This is a genomic window from Devosia sp., assembly GCF_025809055.1.
Taxonomy (GTDB): domain Bacteria; phylum Pseudomonadota; class Alphaproteobacteria; order Rhizobiales; family Devosiaceae; genus Devosia.
The window spans coordinates 2,749,577-2,772,233 of the sequence record NZ_CP075529.1 but is presented as its reverse complement, the minus strand read 5'-3'; the positions used below and the strand labels follow the sequence as shown (position 1 = coordinate 2,772,233).

Here is a 22,657-nt window from a genome sequence, read left to right as displayed (position 1 = left end):
GGCGCGGACCTTAGTCCATCCGCCTGCCCTCGGCATCGAAGAAGTGCAGCTTGGCCGGGTCGGGGCGCAGGCCGATGCGATCGCCCGGCCGCACGTCGAGCCGATCCTTGAAGACCGCGGTGATCTGCTGCCCGCGCGTTCTGGCGATGACCAGAGTCTCCGATCCGGTCGGCTCCACCACCGCCACTTCGCAGTCGAGACCATCGGCCGTGCGCTCGAAATGCTCGGGACGGATACCGCAGGTCGTCGCGCCGGCCGGCGGCCGCAGCGTTTCAAGCACCGGCCCCTGGTTCAGCACAAAGCCCCCATCTGCGCTGGCGCCTTCAAGGAAATTCATGGCCGGGGAACCGATGAACCCTGCGACAAACCGGTTGGCCGGCTGGTCATAGAGTTCGAGCGGGGTGCCGATCTGTTCGATCCGGCCATCGCGCATGACCACGATCCGGTCGGCCAGGGTCATGGCCTCGACCTGGTCGTGGGTCACATAGACGGTCGTCGTGCCCAGACGCTGATGGAGTTCCTTGATCTCCGAGCGCATGACGACGCGCAGCTTCGCATCCAGGTTCGACAACGGCTCGTCGAACAGGAAAACCTGCGGATTGCGCACGATGGCCCGACCCATGGCGACACGCTGGCGCTGCCCGCCGGAGAGCTGGCGCGGATAGCGGTCGAGCAGGTTTTCAAGGCCGAGGATCCGGGCAGAATCGGCGACCTTGGCGGCAATTTCCTGCTTGCTGGCGCCCTTGAGCTTGAGCGCGAAGCTCATATTGTTGGCCACGGTCATGTGCGGATAAAGCGCGTAGGATTGGAACACCATGGCGATATCGCGTTCTTTGGCAGGCAGATCGGTCACCATGCGATCGCCGATCCACATTTCGCCCGAGGAGATATCCTCGAGCCCCGCAATCATGCGCAGCAGGGTAGATTTTCCGCAGCCCGAGGGGCCGACAAGGACCAGAAATTCGCCGTCCCGCACGTCGACGGAGACGGACTTGAGCACTTCGACCGTGCCATAGTGCTTGCCGACGGCGTCTATCTTTACTTCGGCCATGAATATCCTCCCGGGGGCAGCAGCGCGCGCGGCGTCACGGGCGAAGCAGCTGGTGATTTTGGCATTTCGGACGCGGCCGTCATGCTGACGGCGCCGGGTGAAGCGGGATCGGCCGGGACGTGGCGGTCGAAAAAGGCATCGGCGATGGCGTGAAAGAGCGGGCGCGCATCGCGCCGGATAAAATGGGTGGCACCGCGCACCACATGCACGTCGGCGCCCAGCGCGCGCAGGATGGCGCGGTGATTGGCCGTCATTCCCGTGCGTATCGTGCCGGTGACGACGAGGACCGGAACCCCGGCCCGCGTCAGGTCCGCAACCAGCGTGGTCCAGCCGCGCGATGGGATGACATGGCCATCGGCGACCAGCGACAGGTCGGTGTCGTCCCGTGTCTTGGCCCAGGCCTGCAATTCGTCTTCCGGCCACAGGGGGAAGAGTGCCTGAATTTCTTTGATCCGGTCGGCCGGCTTCATGTCCCGCATGCGCCTGAGCCCGGCTTCCGCCCCTGCGGCAACCGGCTGATCCTGGAACTGGGTCACCGGAAGCCGCCAGAAGGGATCCTCGAGCAGAACGGCGTCGACGCGGGTTACCAGCCGGGCCGCCACCGCGGCGGCTGCAGCGCCCCCGGCCGAGTGCCCGAACAGCACCAGCGGCGCGCTGCGGGCGACCAGGACATCATCGAGCGTAGCCAGGATGTCCTCGACGATCACGTCACCGGCATGGCGAGACAGCAGGTCCGGGGTCCAGCGCGGCGAGGTTGCGTGCCCGCGCGGATCGATGCCGAGCACGTCAAAGCCGCGACCAGACCAGTGGCGCAGGGTCGGCAGCATGGCCTCGCTCGATTCGGCCAGGCCCGGCAGCGCAATCAGGGTGCCGCGTGGGCGGCCCGAGGCCCTCAGCCAGCATGTGTGCAGCCCGGTCACGGTGCCGTCTCGGGAAAGGCCAGCGGCTGGCCATTGACGATGCGGCTCAATTCGCTCGCGACATGGGCACCCATGCGCGAAATTTCCGGTCCCATCGAGCCCGAAATATGCGGAGTGAGAAAGACATTGGGCATGTCATAGAGGGGATGGTCCTTCGGCAGGACCTCGGGATGCGTCACGTCGAGAATGGCCTCGATGCGTCCCCTTGCCAGTTCGGCTACCAGCGCGTCCTGATCCACGATCAGGCCTCGGGCAGTATTGATCAGGGTGGCGCCGTCGCGCATGAGCGCCAGCTGGCCGGCGCCGATCATGCCCTGTGTCGTCTCATTGAGGGGCGGGTGCAGGCTGACAATGTCGCTACTGGCCATGAGCGTATCGAGCGACACCAGTTCAGCACCCAGGCGCGCGGCCTCGGCGGATGAGACATGGGGGTCATACAGCTTGATCGACACCTCGATGTCCCCCAGCCGCTCCATGACAATGCGCCCGATCCGCGACGCCCCGACAATGCCGATGACCTTGTCGCGGTTTCCCGCCTTCGGAAATTCGAGCTCGCGGTTCACGAAACCGCGCCGTTGCCGGTAGAGATTGCGGGTCCTGAAAGCCTGCTTGTTGGCCAGTATGATCATGGCGAAGGTGAATTCGGCCACCGGGATGGCGTTGATCCAGCCCGCATTGGACAATTGCAGGTCGCGACCGAGTTCGGCCGGCAAAACATGGCCGGCCTGCCCGCCCGCATGCAGCAGGTATTTTAGGCGCGGTGCCGCTGCGAGCTGTTCGGCGGTGATGTGCGGTGCACCCCAGCCGGTGATCAGAACATCCGCTGCGGCCAGGGCCCTGCGGGCCGGCTCCGAGTCCAGATCGGCAAAGGCGGTCGGATGCAGCGCCACGGCACCGGTGGCCAGCAGGGCCCCGAGACCGGGGCCATAGAGCATGTCGGCAACATGGATGGGGTCCATCACCACCACGAAGTGGACAGCGGGCTCTGCCTTGCCGGCATCTGGCCTCTGGGACGAGGCGGAACGAGCCTGGATATTCATGAACGCTTTGCCCGACTGCAGGGGTGATCGATAGTTGTGAAACTAGTTACACAAATCGATCTTGGCAAGCCCTAGGCGTTTGGTTCGACCGCTGACCCGCGCTTCATGAAGGTGGTTGGCAGCAGGACATGGGCCGCCGGTGCCAGATCCAGGGCTATTTCGGCGGCGCGGACACCCAGCTCGAAAAACGGCGGATGCACGGTGGTCAGTGCCGGGGTCAGATCAGCCACCACCGGCGCATCGTCGAAGCCGATGATGGACAATTGATCCGGCAGGCTGACACCCAGGCTCCGCGCGGCGCGATAGGCCCCGATGGCGATATTGTCGGTCATGGTCACGATGGCGGTAACGGCAATGCCCGATTGCAGCAACTCGGTTGCGGCCTGGGCGCCGGCGGCTTCACTGTTGGCAGCCAGCCGCACCAGTTGCGGATCGAGCGGGATGCCGTGCCGGGCAAGCGCGGCTTCGTATCCTCCGAGGCGCAATTCAGCCGTCGTCATGCCACGGCCCTCCCCGATATAGGCGATGCGGGTATGGCCGAGACGCACCAGTTCATCCACCCCCGCAGCGACACCGCCCGAATGGTCGTAGTTCACGCTGACCAGTTCGGGAAAGGCCGCAATGGGCGGGCGGCCGCACAGGATGAGCGAGGCCTTCACCTGCGCCAGGTCGCGCGCATAGCCCATGGCGCGCTGATCGAACGAGGCGTCGCTTTCCGTCGATCCGACCAGCAGAACCGAGCGGACGCGCAATTCTCTCAGGGTATGGATGAGATCGTGCTCGCGCTGCGCGTCACCCTCGGTCGCGGACATCAGCACCATGTGTCCGTTCTTGCCGGCGACGCTTTCGACACCGGCTGCCAACGCCGCAAAGGTCGGCCCGATCATGGCCCGAACGACAAAGGCGATCGACTGCCTGCCCCGCCCCATCATGGCGCGCGCCAGGCCATTGACCACATATCCCAGCTCCTGGGCCGAAGCGAGCACGCGCTCCCGGCTCTCGGCGTTCACATTGGGATTGTCAGAGAAAACGCGGGACGCCGTCGCCACCGAAACCCGCGCATGGGCGGCGACATCCCGCAGGTTCACGGGGGTTACCCGATCCGGTCCACGGGTACCGCGCGGCGGTTTTGTGCGGGGCTCATCACTGCTCATTCCTGACATCTACAGCCTCGCTTGACTTGTGTCGACGTGTGATCTAGCGTCACGTGAAACTAGTTACACGAAAGCACCGGAGGAGGGCGTCGTGGAACATGCCGCTCAAGACAGACGCCGCCGGAGGCGTATTTCCAAGCGTGACAGCCTGGCCCTGCTGCTGCTCGCGGCCCCGGGCATCGTGTGGTTTACGGTCTTTGCCTATGGCCCGATGGTGGGGCTGGTCGTCGCCTTCAAGGATTTCAATATCCGCCAGGGCATCTTCGGCAGCCCGTGGAATGGCTTTGCCAATTTCCGCTATTTCCTGTCGAGCGGCGACGCCTGGACGATCGTCACCAATACTCTGGTCCTCAACGCGCTCTTTCTCACAGCCTCCCTGCTGGCGGGCCTGGTGCTCGCGCTCATGCTCAACGAGATCCGCGGCCAGTTCTATCGCCGCTTCATGCAGTCTTCGATCTTCTTTCCCTATTTCGTCTCGCCCATCGTCATCAGCCTCATGCTGCAGGCGATCCTGTCCGGCGTCGGAGGGCGCGGCGGCATCGTCAACGACATGCTCAACGTTTTCGATCTCCCCCAATTGGCCTGGTACACCACGCCCGGCGCATGGCCCTGGATTCTGACCCTGGTCAAGGTCTGGCAGTTGGGCGGCTATACCTCGGTCATATTCCTTGCCGCCATCACCTCTATCTCCGAAGAGGTCTATGAGGCGGCAGCCATCGACGGGGCCAGCCGCGCGCGCATGGCCCTGTCGATCACCACCCCATTGCTGCTTCCCACAATGGGGATCCTGGTTGTCCTGGGCGTGGGCCGGATCTTCTTCGGCGACTTCGCCACGATCTACGCCATCGTCCAGGACAATGGGATTCTGTTCCCCACCACCGACGTCATCGACACCTATGTGTTCCGCTCCCTCCGGACCATCGGCAATTTCGGCACGACCGCAGCGATCGGGCTGTTCCAGTCGGTCGTGGGGTTCGTCTTCGTCACCGCAGCCGTGCTCGTGCAGCGCCGCTTCCAGAAAGAGAGCGCCATCCTATGAGCACGTCCGAACTCGCCCCAGAACTGACTTCCCCGGCCGGCAGCATCGCCGGCCCGGGCCAGCGCACCGCCCGGCGGCGGCGGTCCCTGCGGGGCCGGCTCGAGCCCTTCACCGTGGTCAGCTATGTCGGGGTGAGCCTGTTCGGGCTGTTCTGCCTGATCCCGCTCTGGATGATCATCGCCGGGTCGCTGACCGATGAATCGGCGCTGGCCCGCACCGGATATAGCCTGTTCCCGCACCCCTTTTCGCTGCGCGCCTACGAGCTGCTGTTCAGCGGGCAATCGCTGTTCGGCGGCTATGCGGCCTCCCTGTTCATCACCGTTGTGGGGACGGCCCTGTCCATCTACTGCACGGCCTCGCTCGCCTGGGTCATCGCCAGGCGCCTGCCCCTGGTCAGCCGGCCGCTCACGATTTTTTCCTATATCCCCATGCTCTTCCATGGCGGGCTCGTGCCGCTCTACCTGCTGGTCACTCAGGTGCTGAGCCTCACCAATAGCTGGTTCGCGGTCATTCTCCCCATCATGATGGCGCCGTTCCTGGTCCTCGTTGCCGTGAGCTTTTTCCGCGCCCTGCCCGAAGAGGTCATCGATGCCGCCCGCATCGACGGAGCCGGCGAATTGCGCATCTTCTTCCAGATCGTGCTGCCCCTGTCCAAGCCCATCCTGGCGGTGCTGGGGCTCTTCTACGCGGTCACCTACTGGAACGAATGGTTCATGCCATTGCTGTTCCTGTCCGACCCGAGCCGATATCCGCTCCAGCTCATCCTGCAGAACCTGATTGCCAATGTGACCAACGCCGCCGCCCTGCCGGGCGCAACAGCGGCGCAGGCATCCGCGCCGGTCTATCAGCTGCGCTTCGCCATGACGGTGCTGACCATCGCGCCGATCCTGTTCGCCTATCCGTTCGCACAGCGCTTCTTCGTCAAGGGCATCACCCTTGGCGCCACAAAGGGATAGCGGCCCCAGATCAAAGCCGCCTGAGGAGGAAACAGAATTGGGTACTTTTCGTATGAACCGCCGTCACTTCCTGGCTCTGAGCGGCGCTGCCGGCATCGGCGCCGCCATGTCGGGAGGCATGTCGCGCGCCATGGCACAGAGCCTGTCGGGCGCATCCACCGCCGTCCTGCCGTCACAGGCACCGACCAATTGGGCCGCCGTGCTGGAAAAAGCCAATGCCGCGCTGCAGGCCGAACACGGCTTCACGCTCAATGCCGAGTTCATCAACTGGGGCAGCTATGGCCAGCAGGCCCTGCTCAAGTTCACCGCCGGCGCGCAGTTCGACACCGCATTGCAGGCCCTCTGGCTCAACATGGCCCAGTTGCAGCAGGATGGCGCCCTGGCCGATCTCACCGGCCAGATCGACAAGTGGCCCAATCTCAAGGCGCAGATTGCCCCCAAGCTGATCGAGGCGAATACCTGGAACGGCAAGCTCTGGGGCATCCCGCAGGTCAATAGCGCCGCCCGCGTGCAACATTTCACCGTCCGCCAGGATCTGGCTGAAAAGCACGGCTTCGGCGAGATCACTGACTACGACACGCTCGAGCGCTTCTTCTATACGATCAAGGAGAAGGAAGACGGCGTCACGCCCTACTCGCTGGTCTCCAATTCGCACTGGATCTACGCAGTGCCCACGCCGACGGCCATGTTCAACCAGCACTCCTGGGAGAACCCCTATACGATGCAGTATCTGTTCGCCGGCTCGGGCCTGCGCTTCCTCTTCGCCAAGGATGCGGCAGAGACCGGCTCGTCCGGTCCCATCCCGTTCTGGGACGACGAGGGTGTCATCGCCGCGCTGCGCAAGATCCGCCAGTACTACAATGACGGCATCGTCAATGCCGATGGCATGAACGTGGACCGCGCCACCATCGACAGCCAGTTCCAGACCGGGCGCTTTGCCTCCAACTGGGCCATGACCGATGGCAGTTCCAGCAACCAGCTGGCCGCGCTGCAGCGCAATGTTCCCGAGGCGCGCCTTGGGCAGGTCATGCCCTTCGGCAAGCCGCTCACCGCCGTCAAGCCGGTGCAGACCTTCCAGGCCGACAACATGGTCGTGGTCAATGCCAATGGCGGCGATGTCGACCGGGCCCTGGCCCTGCAGGACTGGCTCTCGGTCAAGGAAAACCACGACCTCATCGAATATGGCATCGAGGGTACGGACTGGGAGGCCGCCGGCGATGATGGCATCAAGCAACTCAGCCAATATGCCTTCCCGGGCTATGCGCTGCTCTGGCGCTCGGGGCTCGAACGCCGGTCATCCTTCATGACCGAATCCGAGAAGACCATTTTCGACTGGGCCCAGAACTACGACAACTTCACCGCGGACACGTTCGCATCCTTCATTCCCGACGTGACGCCGGTGCGCGAGGCGGCTGCGGCGATGAACAATGTCATCATCCAGCACGCCAACCCGCTGTTTTACGGCGTTGCCGATGTCGACGCGCAGCTCGACAAGCTCAAGAGTGCGGCTGATGCCGCCGGTCTCGACGTGTTGCAAGGCGAAATGGAGAAGCAGGCCAACGCCTATCTCGCTGCCCGGGCCTGATCGCACCACACATCCTCACCCGGGCTCATGCCCGGGTGGGGTTTCCCGGTCGGTTCAGCCCAGCATCAGATGGCGGATCTGGGTGTAGTCGATCAGCGACTGCATGGAGAGATCGGAACCATAGCCTGAATTCTTCATGCCCCCATGGGGCATTTCCGTCGCCATGACGCCATGGGTATTGATCCAGGTGACGCCGTATTCGAGCGCATTGGCAATTGTCATCGCAGTGTCGGTCTTTTGCGACCAGACCGAAGATCCCAGCCCATACTCAGATGCATTTGCCCATTCGAGCGCCGTCTGATTGTCGGCAAAGGGCGTGATGCTGACCACGGGACCAAACACTTCCTTCTGCACGATTTCGGCCTCGATAGGTGCCGCGACCAGCGTCGGCGTCATGAAGAAGCCGTCCTCGTCCAGCGCCTTGCCCTGCATGACATCGAAGCCCTCTTTCCTGGCCCGGGACACGAAGCCATCGACCCGCTCCAGCTGGCGCGCGCTGATCACCGGTCCGAACTCGACATCGTCACGCTCGGGCCGGCCATAGACCAGCGAACCCAGCATGGTTTCCAGCCGGTCGGTCAAAGGCTGGACCACGCTCTCATGCGCAAAGATGCGGCAGGCGGCGGTGCAATCCTGCCCGGCATTGTAGAAGCTGGCTTCGCGCAGCGTGTCCACGAGCTTGTCGAGATCGGCATCTTCGCAGACGATGACCGGCGCCTTGCCGCCGAGCTCGAGATGAGTGCGCTTGATCATCGGGCCTGCGGCTGCCTGCAGTACCGCCCGGCCGGTGCGCACATCGCCGGTCAGAGAGATCATGCGGACGAGGTCATGCGAAATGAGGGCATGGCCAATGTCCGGGCCATTGCCGGTCACCACATTGACCACCCCTGCGGGCAGGATTTCGGCAAAGATTTCGCTCAGCGCCAGAAGGCTCAGCGGTGTCATTTCCGATGGCTTGATCACCACCGCATTGCCCGCGGCGATGGCCGGCGCAATCTTCCAGGCCGCCATCAGCAGGGGGTAGTTCCAGGGCGCGATCTGGGCGATGACCCCGATGGGGTCGCGGCGCACCAGGCTGGTGCGCTCGGCGCTGCGATAGCCACCCGCCGCCGGGGCCGGCATATTGCGCACTGCCGTTCCGAAAAAGCGGAACACATCGGCCACATTGGCCAGTTCGCCGCCTTTGACGAAACGCAAAGGCTTGCCGGCATTACGCGACTCGATCACGGCCAGCGTTTCAGCACGGGCTTCGATGGCGTCGGCAATGGCGAGCAGCGCCGCGCTGCGCTCGCGGGGGCTGCGCCGGGACCAATCCTTATAGGCCCTGTGCGCCGCATGAACGGCGCGATCCACCTGATCGAGGCTGGCCGAAGCGACGTCCGCCAGCGGTTTGCCAAGCGCGGGCTCGAAGGCGGTTTCCGGCTGACCATGGCCGGCTGTGAAGGCGCCGTCGATGAAGAGGCTGGTGGAAAATTCAGTCATTGTGTCGTCTCCGAACCGGGCGCCGGCATGTAGCGCGCCCGCGCCGCCTCACCCAGGTAGTGCCAATAGGCCAGGTCATGGTCGCGCCCGTCCGGACGCCATTCGGGATGCCACTGCACGGCAAAGACCGGCGCCGGCGTATGGGTGGCCGCGACTGCCTCGACAACATTGCCCGGCCCGGTCGCATTGACCACCAGCCCCTCCGCCAGGCGGTCAATGGCCTGGAAATGGACGCTGTTGACCGCCAGTTCGTCGGCACCGGCATAGCGGTGGAGAATGCCATTGGCCATCACCTTGATCGTGTGGCCAAAGCCGAACATGGCTTCGAGGCCGGCATCATCCGGTGCATGGTGGGGACCGTGCTCCTTGCTGTCCCGCAGGTCGCGCAGCGTCCCGCCAAGAGCGACATTGATCTCCTGCAATCCCCGGCAAATGCCGAAAAGCGGCTTGGCCGCAGTGATCGCCGCGTGGATCACGGCCTGGCTCATCAGGTCCCGCCCGTCATCGACGGGGGCCGCGCCGCCGGCGGTGGAGCCGTAATGGCGGGGATCGATATTGGAATTGCTGCCGGTCAGCAGCACCGCATCGAGACGCGCGACGATATCGGCGGCATGGGCCGGGTCCTGGTTGGAGGGCACGATCAGCGGTACCGCCTCGGCATGGCGTTCGATGGCTTCAAGGTAGCGGTGCTTGACGGCCTGCGCCGGCTCGCCCTCGACCATTCTTCCACAGGCGATAACGCCGACCACAGGACGATGCTTGAGCATTTGCGCACTCATTTCTGGCATTGTTGCCGCTTCCGCTTCCCGATACGAGCCTGCACCTGCTAGGCTGAAGCTATGTCACACAAAAAGGGCGACGGACAGGCATGAGTTCCGAGACCACCGCAAACGAAGACATCGTGTCCTGGCTTGCGGCCAATCCCCAGATCGAAGTCCTGCACACCGCAGTGTGCGATCTCAACGGCATCATGCGCGGCAAGCGCATTCCGATAGACCAGGCAAAACGGGTCGCCGAAAGCGGCATCCGCATGCCGCTGTCCATCGTCGGGGTGGACGTGTGGGGCGAGGATATCGTGGGCAATCCGCTGGTCTATTCGAGCGGCGACGTCGACGGCATCTGCAGCCCGACCGGCCGGGGCGCCCTGCCCATCAACTGGACCACCCGTCCCAGCGCCATGATCCCGCTCTGGCTGTTCCAGGATGCGCGCACCCCGTTCCTGGGCGATCCGCGCCAGGCCCTGGCGCATGTGCTGCGCCGTTATGCCGAACATGGCCTCAGCCCGGTCGTTGCCACCGAACTCGAATTTTACCTCGTCGACCCCGATCCCGATTCAGCTCAGCCGCCGATTTCGCCCTATACCGGCAAGCGGCTGGATTCGGATGCCATCCTGTCGCTGGACGAATTGGAGGATTTCGGCGAATTCTTCCGCGACGTTTACCTGCAATGCGAGCAGCAGAACGTGCCGGCCGACACGGCCGTGGCCGAAAACGGCATCGGCCAGTTCGAGATCAACCTGCTCCATACCGACGGGCTCAAGGCGGCCGACGATGCGGTCCTGTTCAAGCGCATCGTCAAGGGCGTGGCGCGCAAGCATAACCTCGTTGCCACCTTCATGGCCAAGCCCTATGGCGCCCGCTCCGGCAATGGCTTTCACGTGCATTTCAGCCTCAACGACATTGCCGGCAACAATGTCTTTGACGATGGCACCGAGAGCGGTTCGGAAGTGATGCATCACGCCGTCGGCGGGCTGCTTGCGGGCATGGCCGAAACCACGCTGCTGTTCGCGCCGCATTTCAATTCCTACCGGCGCCTGAGGCCCGATACCCATGCGCCCAGCGCGGTGTCCTGGGGTTATGAAAACCGCACCACCGCCGTGCGCATCCCCGGCGGCAATCCCAAGGCCCGCCGCATCGAGCATCGCGTCTCGGGCGCCGATGCCAATCCCTATCTGGTGCTGGCCGGCATTCTCGGGGCAGCACTGGTGGGCATCGAAGACCAGATCAAGCCGCCCAAGCCCTTCAAGGGCCGCGCCTATTCCGAGCGCCTGCCGAAATTGCCGGCCGACTGGGCCTCGGCCATCAATGCCTTCGAGGATGGTGACATGGTGCCCCGCATCTTCGACAGTTCGCTGCAGTCGATGTTCGTGGCCTGCAAGCGCCAGGAAAATGCCGGCTTTGCCTCCCAGGTCACCGATCTCGAATTCTCAGCCTATCTCGAGGTTGTCTGATGTCCGAAACGCCACAGGCCAGTTCGCCCTATCCGCCGAGCTATTACGCGGCCTCGCGCAATATCATCCGCACGCCCAAGGTGCTCGAAGGGCCGGTCGAGGCCGATATCTGCGTGGTGGGCGCGGGCTATTCGGGCCTCTCGGCGGCCATTAGCCTGGCCGAACACGGGTTCAAGGTCGTTGTGGTGGAAGCGGCCGAGGTCGGCTGGGGCGCCTCGGGCCGCAATGGCGGTCAGGTGGTCAACGGTCTCAATGCGAGCCTGGGCACCATCACCCGCCGCTACGGCCAGCAGACGGCCGATTTCGTCGGCAAGCTGCTCCAGGAAGGCGCCGGCATCATCTATGACCGGGTCGAGCGCTACGGCATCGACTGCGACCTCAAGCGTGGCAACATCTACGCGGCCTATACGCCCAAGCACATGGAAGAGCTCAAGGCCAAGCAGGACCTGTGGCGGCGCCATGGCATGGATGATCACCAGCTGCTCGACAAGAGCCAGATCCGCGCCCATATCGGATCGAGTGTCTATGAAGGGGGTATGATCGACCATTCCGGCGCCCATATGCACCCGCTCAACCTGACCCTGGGCGAAGCGGCAGCGCTTGAATCGCTGGGCGGTACGATCTTTGAGCAGTCTCCGGTGACGCGGGTCGAGCAGGACAGTGCCGGCGCAACAGTCCACACCGCCGCCGGGCACGTGAAGGCCAAGACGGCCCTGGTCTGCGGCAATGCCTATCTGGGCAATGTCGTGCCCGAGTTGACCGCCCGGGTGATGCCGGTATCCACGCAGATGATGGCCACCGAACCGCTGGGTGCCGAGCGCGCGATGGCCCTGCTGCCCACTGACAAATGCGTCGAGGATGTGCGCTATATCCTCGACTATTTCCGGCTCAGCGCCGATCACCGGCTGATCTTTGGCGGCGGCGTCGTCTATGGCGGCACCGACCCGGCCGATGTGGTGGCCAAGCTCCGCCCGAACATGGACAAGGTCTTTCCCCAGCTCAAGGATGTGCGGATCGACTTCGCCTGGAGCGGCAATTTCGCGCTGTCGTTTTCGCGCGTGCCGCAGCTCGGCCGGCTCGGAAAGCATGTCTATTTCGCGCATGGCTATTCCGGCCACGGGGTCACCGGGTCCCACCTGTTCGGCCGGATCCTCGCGGAAGCGGTGCGCGGCGACGTCACCCGCTTCGACACCTTTGCGAGCCTGCCCTGGATACCCTTTCCCGGCGGACGCATGTTCCGCGCGCAATATTCGACGCTGGGTTCTTGGTGGTATGCGCTCAAGGACCGGCTCGGCATCTGACCCGTTCCGGATGCGGCAAATGACCATTGACTTGTATGGAAGTTTGGGCACATTAAACCCTGTCTGAGTGGGGATAACCTCTCAGGAACGGCCGGAGACACGTCATGGACCCGAGGGGTCCAGCCAGGGTATGTGGTCAAGCGTGAGCTACGCGGTACGTCTTCTGTCTGACCGGACTGACAACGGACAGATGCTCGTATCGACCTTCTGAGTTGCCCGCAAAATGATCTCAACCGTGCGGTCGCGGTTGGCGGGACTTTCCTTCCCAGCAGCACCGCCGATTGAACCCCTTGCGGGGAAACGGGAGGACGTGTGCGCAATTGCTCGACATTGCCGGCGCCCATTCCGGCGTGAAGGCTGGTGGAGAGGCACATCCATCCGCCCATACGCGAAAAAGAGGTACGTAAATCAGACCCCGGTCCGACCGGGGCAGCATGCTCAAGGGAGGACCAGATGAGCAGACTGACGAGACGAACATTCCTGGGGGCTTCGGGATCGGTGCTGGCGCTGGCGGCGCTCGGCCGTCCGGCCCTGGCGCAGGGCGCCCAGATTCGCCATTTCTGGTGGGGCAACCCCGAACGCGACCGGCGCACATTCGAAGTCATCGACATCTTCAACACAAAGCACCCCGAGATCACCGTGACCGGTGAAACGCTCGGTTTTGCCGATTATTTCACCAAACTCACCACCCAGATCGCCGGCGGCAATATGCCCGACGTGATCCAGCAGGGCTATGGCGTGCTGTTCGAGTACATCGCCAACGGGGCCATCGTCCCGCTCGATGACTATGTCGGCAAAAGCCTCGATATCTCCAAGATGGACCAGAGCGCCATCGATGCGGGCACGGTGGATGGCAAGTTCTATGCCCTCTCCATCGGCGCCAACAGCCACATGGCCATGTTCAACACCCGCCTGTTCGAAGAAGCCGGCATCGTGCCGGGTGAGGATTTCGACCCCTATGGCTATAGCTATGACGAGCTCGGCGCATTTGCCGCCGCCGTCAAGGAAGCCACCGGCGTTCCGGGCACCGACGACAATACCGCCGATTACCAGAACTTCTCTGACTTCGTCGGCCAGAAGGGCGCCATGCTGTTCAACGAGGACGGCTCCTATGGCCCGACCCAGGAGATCGTCGAGGAATACTGGGCAACCTGGGAAAGCATCCGCAATGCCGGAGGCACCCCTCCGGGCCCGGAAAGCGCAGGCCTGGCCGGGGTTTCCGAACTCAGCCAGATGGGCGTGGTCACCGGCAAATCGGCGATGACATATCTCTGGAGCAACCAGCTGGTGGGCGTGCAGAGCCTGATGGAAGACAAGCTCGGCGCAGCCATGTATCCGAATACCCCGGACATGGTGCCGGGCTCCATCGTCCAGCCCAGCCAGTTCGTCTGCCTCACCCGCGACAGTGTCGATCCGGAAGCGGCCACCACCTATATGAGCGCCTTCGTCAACGACCTCGACATGACGGGCGTGCTTGGCCTCGAACGCGGTATTCCCAGCCAGAGCGATGTCCGCGAGGCCCTGCAACCCAAGCTCAGCGAGGTTGAAGCGCTTTCGGTCGAATTTTTCGACAAGATCCAGGGCAAGACCGCCGTCCTGCCGCCACCGCCGCCGAGCGGCTCGAACGAGGTCGAACAGACCTTCGAGCGCCTGGCCGTGGCCGTGCTTCTGGGCGAGCGCTCGATCCCCGAAGTCGCCGGCGACTTCCTCAATCAGGCCCGCGCCATCCTGGCTCGCGCATAGGGCCTGTTGACTGCCGCCCTGCTCCCGTAGGCGGCAGCCCTCCCCGGGCGATGCAGCACCTGCCACATGGTCGCGGCAGGTGCTGCTTCGAATGCCGCTTCGGGGCAACTGGACTGAACTGGAGTGCCGTGTGCAAAAATTCCTGCGCAAGAACCTGGCCGGTTATGCCTTTCTGTCGCCCTGGCTGATCGGGTTCTTCCTGTTGGCCATCGGCCCCATCCTGGCTTCGCTCTATCTCAGCTTCACCAAATACAATGTCGTGCGGCCACCGCAGTGGATCGGGCTCGACAACTATATGTACATGGTCCAGTTCGATCAGCGCTTCTGGAAGGCGCTGCAGGTGACCTTCACCTTCGTCTTCGTCTCGGTGCCGCTCAAGCTGATCTTCGCGCTCGGGGTCGCCATGGCCCTGGACAAGGGCATCCGCGCCATCGGCTGGTATCGGGCACTGTTCTACCTGCCCTCGATCCTGGGCGGTTCGATCGCCGTCGCCATTCTGTGGCGGCAATTGTTCAACTATGACGGCGTCATCAATTCGGTGCTGCGCCTGTTCGGTCTTGACGGGCCCTACTGGCTCTCGGACCCGCGCTATTCGCTCTGGACGCTGATCGTCCTCGCGATGTGGCAATTCGGCTCGCCCATGCTGATCTTCCTTGCCGGCCTGCGCGCCATTCCCCAGGAACTCTACGAGGCCGCCGAAATCGACGCGGCCGGACCGGTGCGCAAATTCTTCGCCATCACCGTGCCGCTCCTGGCCCCGGTCATTTTCTTCAACCTGGTCCTGCAGATGATCGAGGCCTTCAAGAGCTTTTCGGGCGCCTTCATCATTTCCGGCGGTTCGGGCGCGCCGCTCGATAGCCTCCTGTTCTTCACGGTCTATCTCTACAACGAAGCCTTCAGCTTCCTGCGCATGGGTTATGCCTCGGCCCTGGCCTGGGTCCTGCTCGTTATCATCGCCCTCTTCACCGCCATCGCCTTCTGGACCAGCAAATACTGGGTCCATTACGAAAACGAGAGAGGGTGAAGATGATGCTTTCTGATGGCACCAGTCGCTTCGGCTCTGTCTCCTCCCTCCCCTTGAGGGGGAGGGTAGCGTCGCTAGGCCGTCAGGCCGTAGCAAAGCTGGGTGGGGTGATATCTAACCGCGACGTCCGTGTTTGCGACCCCACCCCACCCTCATTCCCTCCCCCTCAAGGGGAGGGAGGCGAAAGAACCCTGGCTCTGGAGGGCGCCGAATCGTGACCACTGCCATGCCCACCCAGACCACAGCCGAGATCGCCCAGGCTTACCGCGAAGCTAAGGCTCGCCGCGCCCGTCGCTCGGCCGTGCTCAAGCACATCTTCCTCATCGCCACCTCGCTGATCATGATCTATCCGCTGGTGTGGATGCTGGCCTCATCGCTCAAGCCCGACAACCAGATCTTCGGCAATCTGGGCCTGTGGCCCAGCCAGTTCCAGTGGCAGAACTACTGGGAGGGCTGGAACGCGCTGCCGGTCAGCTTTACCACCTTCTTCTGGAATTCCACCGTCGTGACCGTGCTTTCGGTCATCGGCAATGTCATCTCGTGTTCCTTTGCCGCCTATGCCTTTGCGCGGCTCGAATTCACCGGCAAAACCATGTGGTTCGCGCTGATGATGATGACCCTGATGATCCCCTATCATGTGGTGCTGATCCCCCAATATATCCTGTTTCTCAACCTGGGCTGGGTGGATACCTATCTGCCCCTGATCGTGCCGCGGTTCCTGGCTGGCGATGCCTTCTTCATCTTCCTCATGGTACAGTTCTTCCGGCAATTGCCGCGTGAACTGGATGAAGCGGCGATGATCGATGGCTGCTCGCCGTTCAAGATCTACTGGGCCATCATCATGCCCCTGTCGGTCCCGGCCATGGCGACGGCCGCGATCTTTTCCTTCATCTGGACCTGGGAGGATTTCCTGGGCCCCTTGGTCTATCTCAACGACATGGCCGACTATACCGTGCCCCTGGCCCTGCGCAGTTTCATCTCCAGCGACGGGGTCAGCCAATATGGACCCATGTTTGCCATGTCGATCCTGTCCATCGTGCCTATCCTGTTGTTCTTTCTCATCTTCCAGCGCCTGATCATTCGCGGCATCGCGATGAGCGGTCTCAAGTAGAAGAGGCTTACGCCCATGGCATCCGTTACCCTTTCCGAAGTCCGCAAGGCCTATTCCGGCTTCGAGGTCATCCACGGCATCGACCTTGAGGTCCAGTCCGGCGAGTTCCTGGTGCTGGTGGGGCCGTCGGGCTGCGGCAAGTCCACCCTCCTGCGCATGATCGCCGGTCTCGAGGAGATCACCGACGGCACGATTTCCATCGGCGACCGGGTGGTCAACGACCTTCCGGCCAGCCAGCGCAACCTGTCCATGGTATTCCAGTCCTATGCGCTTTATCCGCATATGAGCGTGCGCAAGAACCTGGCCTTCGGGCTCTCCAATCTGCGTATGCCCAAAGACGAGATCGAGCGCCGCGTCGCCGAAGCCGCCCGCATCCTGCAGATCGGGGAATTGATGGATCGCAAACCGCGCCAGCTTTCGGGCGGGCAGAAGCAGCGCGTCGCCATCGGCCGGGCCATCGTGCGCGAACCACAATTGTTCCTCTTCGACGAGCCGCTTTCCAATCTCGATGCCGAACTGCGGGTGCAGATGCGGGTCGAACTGGCCAATCTCTATAACCGGCTGGGCACGACCATGATCTATGTGACCCACGACCAGACCGAGGCCATGACCATGGCGACGCGCATCGCCGTGCTCAACAAGGGCAATCTCGAACAGGTCGGTACGCCGTTCGAGCTCTATAATGCGCCGCGCAACCTGTTTGTCGCCAGCTTCATCGGCTCGCCAAAAATGAACCTGCTGCGGGGTCAGGCCACCGCCTCCGGCATCGCCATCGACGGCTTCGGCACCCTGCCGGCAAATCTGCCCGCCGGCGCGGTGACGGTCGGTATCCGCCCCGAACACCTGCATCTTGGCGGGGAGGGCGATGTTATGGCCCAGGGGACGATCAGCCTCGTCGAATATCTGGGCAGCGAGGTTTTCGTGCATGTGACCCTGCCCAATGGTCAGGCCCTGATGGCGCAGGCGCCCGGCAGTGCGCAGTTCAAGCGTGGCGAGACCATCGAGCTCGGCTTTGGCGCTGCCGATGCGCACTTTTTCGGTGCCGACGGGCTGCGCGTCGCGGTGCCTGCGTGAGCGAGGCTCTGCTTCATGCCCTGCGCGCCGAGGGCGCCGCGGCCGGGATCGAGGGTACGCAGGCGGCCCTTCACGCCGAATGGCAACAGGCCGATGTCCGCTTCGTCTCGACGAATGCGCGGCTGACCGGGCGCTATCGCCAGGCGGTCGCCGAACTCTTCGCCTGCATTGCGCCCACCGCCGGTCACCCGCCGATCCTGCACGAAGGCGGCATCTATCACGGCTGCTGGCTCGAAAGCACCGGCACGATCAATGCCGAACTCTTGGGCCGCTTCCTGCCCTCGGTCACCACATCCACCTTTGCGGCCTTCGCCCGCCACCAGCGCGCCGATGGCCTGTTTCCCTACAAGATCACGCCCCAGGGGCCCGGCTTCGGGCAAATCCAGCTCGTGACCCCGCTCGCCCGTTCGGTGTGGAACCACTATCGCCTGGCCGACCCAGGCAAGGACTGGCTTGCCACCCTTTATGACGCCATGGCGCGCAATGATGCCTGGCTGGCCCGCCACCGCGACACACGCGGCACCGGCGCCGTCGAAGCCTTTTGCGCCTACGACACCGGTCACGACCTCTCCTCGCGCTTCTGGCATGTTCCCGACAGTCCCTTCGAAAACGATCCGGCGCGCTGCGATCCGGACAATCCCCTCGTGCCCTTCATCGCGCCCGATCTCACCGCCAATGTCGCCTGCCAGCGGCGCTATCTCGGGCACATCGCCCGGGAGCTCGGCCGCGACGACGACTGGGGCGTTCTGGCGCGCCAAAGCGAAGAGGCCCTGTTCGGCCAGTGCTACGACCCCGACGACAGCTTCTTTTATGACCGTGACAAGCAGGACCGCCCGGTCCGCATCCAGTCCGACGTGCTGCTGCGGGTGCTGGCGGCAGAAATCGGCGATGCCGATCTCTTCAGCGAAGCACTGGACCGCTATCTGCTCAACACCCGGAAATTCTTCGCCAAATATCCCCTGACCTCGATTGCCCTCGACGATCCGCGGTTCGATCCGACATTCGGGCAGAATTCCTGGAACGGCCCGACCAATTTCCTGACCCTGATCCGCGCCGCCCATGCCTTCGAGCATCATGGCCATGTGGTCGAGCTCACCTGGATCATGCAGCCGGCGCTCTGGGCCCTGGCCCAGGCCGACCGCTTCCCCCAGACGCTCAATCCGCATAACGGGGCCGCGGGTTTCACCGAGAAATACTCGCCTTCCATCCTGTGCATGCTCGATTTCATCGAGCGCCTGTCCGGCATCCTGCCCCGGCCCGAGGGCCTACTGTGGTTCTCCGGGCTCGTGCCCAAAACAATCGCCCATCGGCAGGAGCCTGTCGAAACGGCCTATGCCCGCACCATCGACGGCACCCGCTTCGAGCTGGTCAATGCCGGCCCGCAATCGCGCATCTACAAGGATAGCGCGCTGCTGCACACTTTCCCCGCCGGCTGCCGCCTGATCACCGACCGGAAGGGCACAATCCTCGGCATGGTCGGTCTGTCGGCCAACGCGGTTCGGGGCCATATCGAAAGCGGCGGGCAGACTCTCCCCATCGAGGTCGAACCCAACGAGGTCAAGATGCTGGAGAGCGGGGCCTGGCACGTCGCGGCGAGGCCGGTTCTGGTCCTGCCCAATCACGGCTGAACCCGGCCACGGCGCTTTCCATGCCGTCGCGGCGCGCCTATGGTCGAGCCGCCAAAACGCGATCATGGGACGAAGGTGACGTGACGACTGCGCTTTACCCCGCCGATTTCTATACGCACCGCCGCGCCCACACGGCCCAGGCCGCCAAGCTGATCCTGGCCGCGCTGCCGCCGGGCCTGCCGAGGCAGCGCGTTGCCGATATCGGCTGCGGCACCGGCACGTTCCTAGCCGCCTCGGGCGCCCCGTTTCAATTCGGCATCGAGGGCGATTGGGTCACCCCGGCCATGCTTGACACCGCCGACATCAGTTTCGAGAACCGCGATCTCGAACAGAGTTTTGCCGGCCCCGCCGTCGACCTGGTCATGAGTCTGGAAGTTGCCGAGCATCTCTCGCCGGGCCGGGCCGCCGGTTTCGTGGCCGATCTCTGCGCCATGGCGCCGGCCGTTTTGTTTTCGGCGGCCATTCCCGGTCAGGGCGGGGTCGGCCATCTCAATGAACAATGGCCCAGCTATTGGGCCGCGCACTTCGCCGCTCTCGGCTTTTCCGCCCATGACGTGCTGCGCGACCGGATCTGGACCAGCGAGAGCATCCCGGCCTGGTACCGCCAGAACACGATCCTGTTTCTCAACGCGGAAACGGCCACGGCGCTCGGCCTCGCGCCAGCTGACCCAGCCCTGCTCGATCGCGTGCATCCCGCCTTCTGGGCCCGCGCCAATCGCGAGCTCAGATACGCCAATGCCTTGCCCGAATCCGAAGTGCTGCGCCAGCAGGCGCAGCAGCAACAGCAATAGATCGTTCAACAACTTAGAGCTCTCGTTCTGATCCAGTCAGAACGAGAAAATCTCTAGCGCCTACCGCGCCGCCCAGAGCAGCCCGCGCTTCAGGATCGTGCGCACCTGCGGAATGTCGAGCTCGTCTGCGGTGTGCCCGAGCGAGGAATAAAACACGCGGCCCTGGTCATGGGTGGTGGTAAAGACCACCGGCATGACCACGTCCTTGCGCCAGGGATGCACGTCCCCGGAAAAGGTGGTCGTCGCCAGCACTTCAACGGCCGGATCGTAGTTGAGATAATACTGTTCGGACGTGTGCTCGAAGCTGTCGATCCCGGCCATGATCGGATGATCGGGCCGGGTCACGTCGACCCGATAGGTCATGATGTTTCCCGGATGCTGCACCCAATAGACGCTGGCGGCGTAGCGGAACGGCACACTGGCGCGAAAGGTCGTCGCCAGCCCCATGTGATAGCCCGCCAGCCCCGTGCCGGCCCGGATAGCGTCCACCAGAGTGTTCATTTTTTCCGGGGCCAGCGTACCGTCGGTGATGACCGGGACGATCAGGTCATTGCTGCCTACATCCTCGGCCCCCAGGGCGTCGTAGTCGGGCGTCACGGTGACCGCAAAGCCCTCTTGTTCGAGCAGGTCGCGCACCACATGCGCGCCGCGCTCAGGCGTGTGCAATTCCATGCCGCCCCAGACGACGAGTGCTTTCTTCTTGGTCATTGTTTCGTCCCTTCCAGTCGACCTCGTGGTGAGCTTGTCGAACCACGAGGTCGCGTCCCCATACCGCGCCACGACCTCGTCCTTCGACAAGCTCAGGATGAGGTCTACTCATGGCCCCTACAATCCCAATCCCACCGCCTGGGTCCGATGCACACCCTTCGGCACGAAGGCAAAGGCCTCTTCGAGGCCCAGCAGCTTTGCTGCCAGATGCACGACGGACAGCCACATTTCGGTGCCCTGCAGGCCCGGCGCCTGCCCATCGGCAAAGGCAAAGCCCTTGCCGTCCGTCCAGCGCTCGCCGGCGCGGGCAATGACCGAAAGCGCAATCTGTTCGGCCTCGGCGCGCCGATGGTCGGTCTGGGCCAGGCACAGCAGCAGCGGATGGATGGTGTCGAGCAGGTTGCAGGCGGTATAGGTCGGGCCCGAGAACCCGCCAAAATTGCGATGGTTGAGCAGCACCGAGTCGATCGCCGCTTCCGGGCGCGGAACCGCAAGGCCGAACTGGGCATAGGTACCGCGGGTCAGCCGGTAAAAGCCGTTGACGGGCTGCAGCAGTCCCTCCCCGGCGGTTGGCGACCCCCAGAGTCCGGAAGCCCGATCCTGCTGCATGGCGAGCCAGCCGAACAGTGTTTCGCGCGACGTGCCGGTGCTGAAATAGCGGGCGTTGAAATAGAGCGCGGTCCCGATGGCGTCGACGGCCGCCCCCGCGCCCCAGGCCCGCTGCCGCCAGGGCAGGCTTTCGAGCCAGAGCCGCAACTCATCGGCCGGGATTTCCACCGCCGAGACGGCGTGCAGGGGGCGGCTCCCCAGCACTTCGAGCGCATAGCCGGTCGAGAGCACATTGTAGAGCGCCAGTCCATTGTCCCGCATGGCGGTGTCCGGGCCCGGCGGCTGGAACGGATCGGGGAACAGCCCGGTATTGGGATCCTGTATGCCCTGCAGCCGGGCAATCTCGGCCTGCATGTCCATCCCCGGCGGCATCGCGTCGAAGCCAGCCGCGATCTCGATGGCATCGCAGACATGCCGGTTGCTGCGGCGGGCCTGGTTGTCATTCTCGCGCGACACATAGTCGGTGCCGTCGAAATTTTCGGCGAGCACGGCCCGCCATTGCGCGGCCACCCGGTCCCCGAGTGCCTGCAATTGCCCCCGCGCCAGGCCACGCCGGCCGCTGCCGCGATAGCGCAGCACCCGGCCCGGCACGCCGCCGACAATGGCCATGGGCGGCACGTCCTTGCTGACCACCGCTCCGGCGGCAATCACCGCGCCGCGCCCCACGGTCACGCCATCGACCACCGAGGCGCCCGCGCCGATCCATACATCGTCCTCGATGGTGATCCCGAGGCTTTCGTGTTTCTGCAGGTAGATCGGCACGTCCGGATCATCGAAGCCATGATTGAAGCCGACCAGGGAAACGTGGCTGGCAATCCGCACGCCATGGCCACAGCGCACCCGGCCCGAGATCATGGCATAGGGATTGACGGTGCAATGGTCCCCGAATTCGACATCGCCGCGCACCAGGGCATGGCCGGCGATCCAGCTCTGCGCCCCGAGCACCAGGTTCGTCGTGAAGATTGCCGCCTCCGCCGCCACATAGGCGGTGGGGTGAAAGCTGGCCCCGGCCTTCTCCCGCAAGAGCTGCAGGCGCGCCTGATGGGCAGGATCGGCAATATCCGCCTCCGTCCGGTCCCAGGTCAGATATTGCAGGCGGTCATGGTGCCAGCGCGCGTCCTGTTGGGTGTTATCCGACATCGTCAGCCCTCATCCGCCCTGCGGGTACCTTCTCCCGCAAGGGGAGAAGGCGTTCATGCAGGCAGGGTTTG

At 63.8% G+C, this 22,657-nt stretch carries 19 protein-coding genes; 11 read left to right on the top strand and 8 right to left on the bottom strand.

Annotation, left to right across the window (positions count from 1 at the left end):
- Positions 1-10: 10 nt before the first annotated feature.
- The 4 genes from ugpC (KIT02_RS13590) to KIT02_RS13575 all read right to left on the bottom strand — a co-directional run bounded on the left by ugpC (KIT02_RS13590) (position 11) and on the right by KIT02_RS13575 (position 4,099).
- Positions 11-1,051, bottom strand: coding sequence for a sn-glycerol-3-phosphate ABC transporter ATP-binding protein UgpC (gene ugpC / locus KIT02_RS13590; RefSeq protein ID WP_297578554.1), 1,041 nt, complete (start codon positions 1,049-1,051; stop codon positions 11-13).
- Positions 1,039-1,971 carry an alpha/beta fold hydrolase gene (locus KIT02_RS13585; protein ID WP_297578552.1) on the bottom strand — a complete coding sequence of 311 codons (933 nt, stop codon included), beginning with the start codon at positions 1,969-1,971 and terminating at the stop codon, positions 1,039-1,041. The genes ugpC (KIT02_RS13590) and KIT02_RS13585 overlap by 13 nt, the downstream gene beginning before the upstream one ends.
- Positions 1,968-3,011, bottom strand: a complete 1,044-nt coding sequence (locus KIT02_RS13580; RefSeq protein ID WP_297578550.1) for a hydroxyacid dehydrogenase — start codon at positions 3,009-3,011, stop codon at positions 1,968-1,970. The genes KIT02_RS13585 and KIT02_RS13580 overlap by 4 nt, the downstream gene beginning before the upstream one ends.
- 71 nt (positions 3,012-3,082) lie before the next feature.
- The gene (locus KIT02_RS13575) at positions 3,083-4,099 is read right to left on the bottom strand and encodes a LacI family DNA-binding transcriptional regulator (RefSeq protein WP_297578548.1); all 1,017 of its coding nucleotides are present in this window, start codon (positions 4,097-4,099) and stop codon (positions 3,083-3,085) included.
- 157 nt (positions 4,100-4,256) lie between these two features.
- Between KIT02_RS13575 and KIT02_RS13570 the strand changes: the two genes are divergently transcribed.
- From KIT02_RS13570 to KIT02_RS13560, 3 genes are read left to right on the top strand one after another with little or no spacing between them, the layout of a single operon-like run.
- A complete protein-coding gene (locus KIT02_RS13570) occupies positions 4,257-5,204 on the top strand; it encodes an ABC transporter permease subunit (RefSeq protein ID WP_297578546.1) in 948 nt (315 codons plus the stop codon).
- Positions 5,201-6,160, top strand: coding sequence for a carbohydrate ABC transporter permease (locus KIT02_RS13565; RefSeq protein WP_297578545.1), 960 nt, complete (start codon positions 5,201-5,203; stop codon positions 6,158-6,160). The genes KIT02_RS13570 and KIT02_RS13565 overlap by 4 nt, the downstream gene beginning before the upstream one ends.
- 37 nt (positions 6,161-6,197) lie before the next feature.
- Positions 6,198-7,745, top strand: a complete 1,548-nt coding sequence (locus KIT02_RS13560; RefSeq protein WP_297578542.1) for an extracellular solute-binding protein — start codon at positions 6,198-6,200, stop codon at positions 7,743-7,745.
- A 54-nt stretch (positions 7,746-7,799) separates the two neighbouring features.
- Here KIT02_RS13560 and KIT02_RS13555 read toward each other — a convergent pair whose 3' ends face one another.
- Both KIT02_RS13555 and KIT02_RS13550 read right to left on the bottom strand, forming a co-directional pair.
- Positions 7,800-9,227, bottom strand: coding sequence for an aminobutyraldehyde dehydrogenase (locus tag KIT02_RS13555; protein ID WP_297578540.1), 1,428 nt, complete (start codon positions 9,225-9,227; stop codon positions 7,800-7,802).
- Positions 9,224-9,994 carry a gamma-glutamyl-gamma-aminobutyrate hydrolase family protein gene (locus tag KIT02_RS13550; RefSeq protein WP_297578538.1) on the bottom strand — a complete coding sequence of 257 codons (771 nt, stop codon included), beginning with the start codon at positions 9,992-9,994 and terminating at the stop codon, positions 9,224-9,226. The genes KIT02_RS13555 and KIT02_RS13550 overlap by 4 nt, the downstream gene beginning before the upstream one ends.
- A gap of 101 nt (positions 9,995-10,095) precedes the next feature.
- Between KIT02_RS13550 and KIT02_RS13545 the strand changes: the two genes are divergently transcribed.
- The 8 genes from KIT02_RS13545 to KIT02_RS13510 all read left to right on the top strand — a co-directional run bounded on the left by KIT02_RS13545 (position 10,096) and on the right by KIT02_RS13510 (position 20,129).
- Positions 10,096-11,457, top strand: a complete 1,362-nt coding sequence (locus KIT02_RS13545; protein WP_297578536.1) for a glutamine synthetase family protein — start codon at positions 10,096-10,098, stop codon at positions 11,455-11,457.
- Complete coding sequence (locus KIT02_RS13540; RefSeq protein ID WP_297578534.1) at positions 11,457-12,758, top strand: FAD-binding oxidoreductase; 1,302 nt, start codon at positions 11,457-11,459, stop codon at positions 12,756-12,758. The genes KIT02_RS13545 and KIT02_RS13540 overlap by 1 nt, the downstream gene beginning before the upstream one ends.
- A gap of 453 nt (positions 12,759-13,211) precedes the next feature.
- Positions 13,212-14,501: an ABC transporter substrate-binding protein gene (locus KIT02_RS13535; RefSeq protein ID WP_297578532.1), complete on the top strand. Its 1,290-nt coding sequence runs from the start codon at positions 13,212-13,214 to the stop codon at positions 14,499-14,501.
- 130 nt (positions 14,502-14,631) lie between these two features.
- The gene (locus KIT02_RS13530; RefSeq protein ID WP_297578530.1) at positions 14,632-15,525 is read left to right on the top strand and encodes a sugar ABC transporter permease; all 894 of its coding nucleotides are present in this window, start codon (positions 14,632-14,634) and stop codon (positions 15,523-15,525) included.
- 226 nt (positions 15,526-15,751) lie between these two features.
- Complete coding sequence (locus KIT02_RS13525; protein WP_297585294.1) at positions 15,752-16,636, top strand: carbohydrate ABC transporter permease; 885 nt, start codon at positions 15,752-15,754, stop codon at positions 16,634-16,636.
- A 15-nt stretch (positions 16,637-16,651) separates the two neighbouring features.
- A complete protein-coding gene (gene ugpC, locus KIT02_RS13520; protein WP_297578528.1) occupies positions 16,652-17,710 on the top strand; it encodes a sn-glycerol-3-phosphate ABC transporter ATP-binding protein UgpC in 1,059 nt (352 codons plus the stop codon).
- Positions 17,707-19,338, top strand: coding sequence for a hypothetical protein (locus KIT02_RS13515; RefSeq protein WP_297578526.1), 1,632 nt, complete (start codon positions 17,707-17,709; stop codon positions 19,336-19,338). The genes ugpC (KIT02_RS13520) and KIT02_RS13515 overlap by 4 nt, the downstream gene beginning before the upstream one ends.
- 80 nt (positions 19,339-19,418) lie before the next feature.
- The gene (locus tag KIT02_RS13510) at positions 19,419-20,129 is read left to right on the top strand and encodes a class I SAM-dependent methyltransferase (RefSeq protein ID WP_297578525.1); all 711 of its coding nucleotides are present in this window, start codon (positions 19,419-19,421) and stop codon (positions 20,127-20,129) included.
- Positions 20,130-20,189: 60 nt separating this feature from the next.
- Here KIT02_RS13510 and KIT02_RS13505 read toward each other — a convergent pair whose 3' ends face one another.
- Both KIT02_RS13505 and KIT02_RS13500 read right to left on the bottom strand, forming a co-directional pair.
- Complete coding sequence (locus KIT02_RS13505; RefSeq protein ID WP_297578523.1) at positions 20,190-20,837, bottom strand: ThuA domain-containing protein; 648 nt, start codon at positions 20,835-20,837, stop codon at positions 20,190-20,192.
- A gap of 117 nt (positions 20,838-20,954) precedes the next feature.
- Positions 20,955-22,586, bottom strand: coding sequence for an acyltransferase (locus KIT02_RS13500; protein ID WP_297578521.1), 1,632 nt, complete (start codon positions 22,584-22,586; stop codon positions 20,955-20,957).
- Positions 22,587-22,657 lie beyond the last annotated feature (71 nt).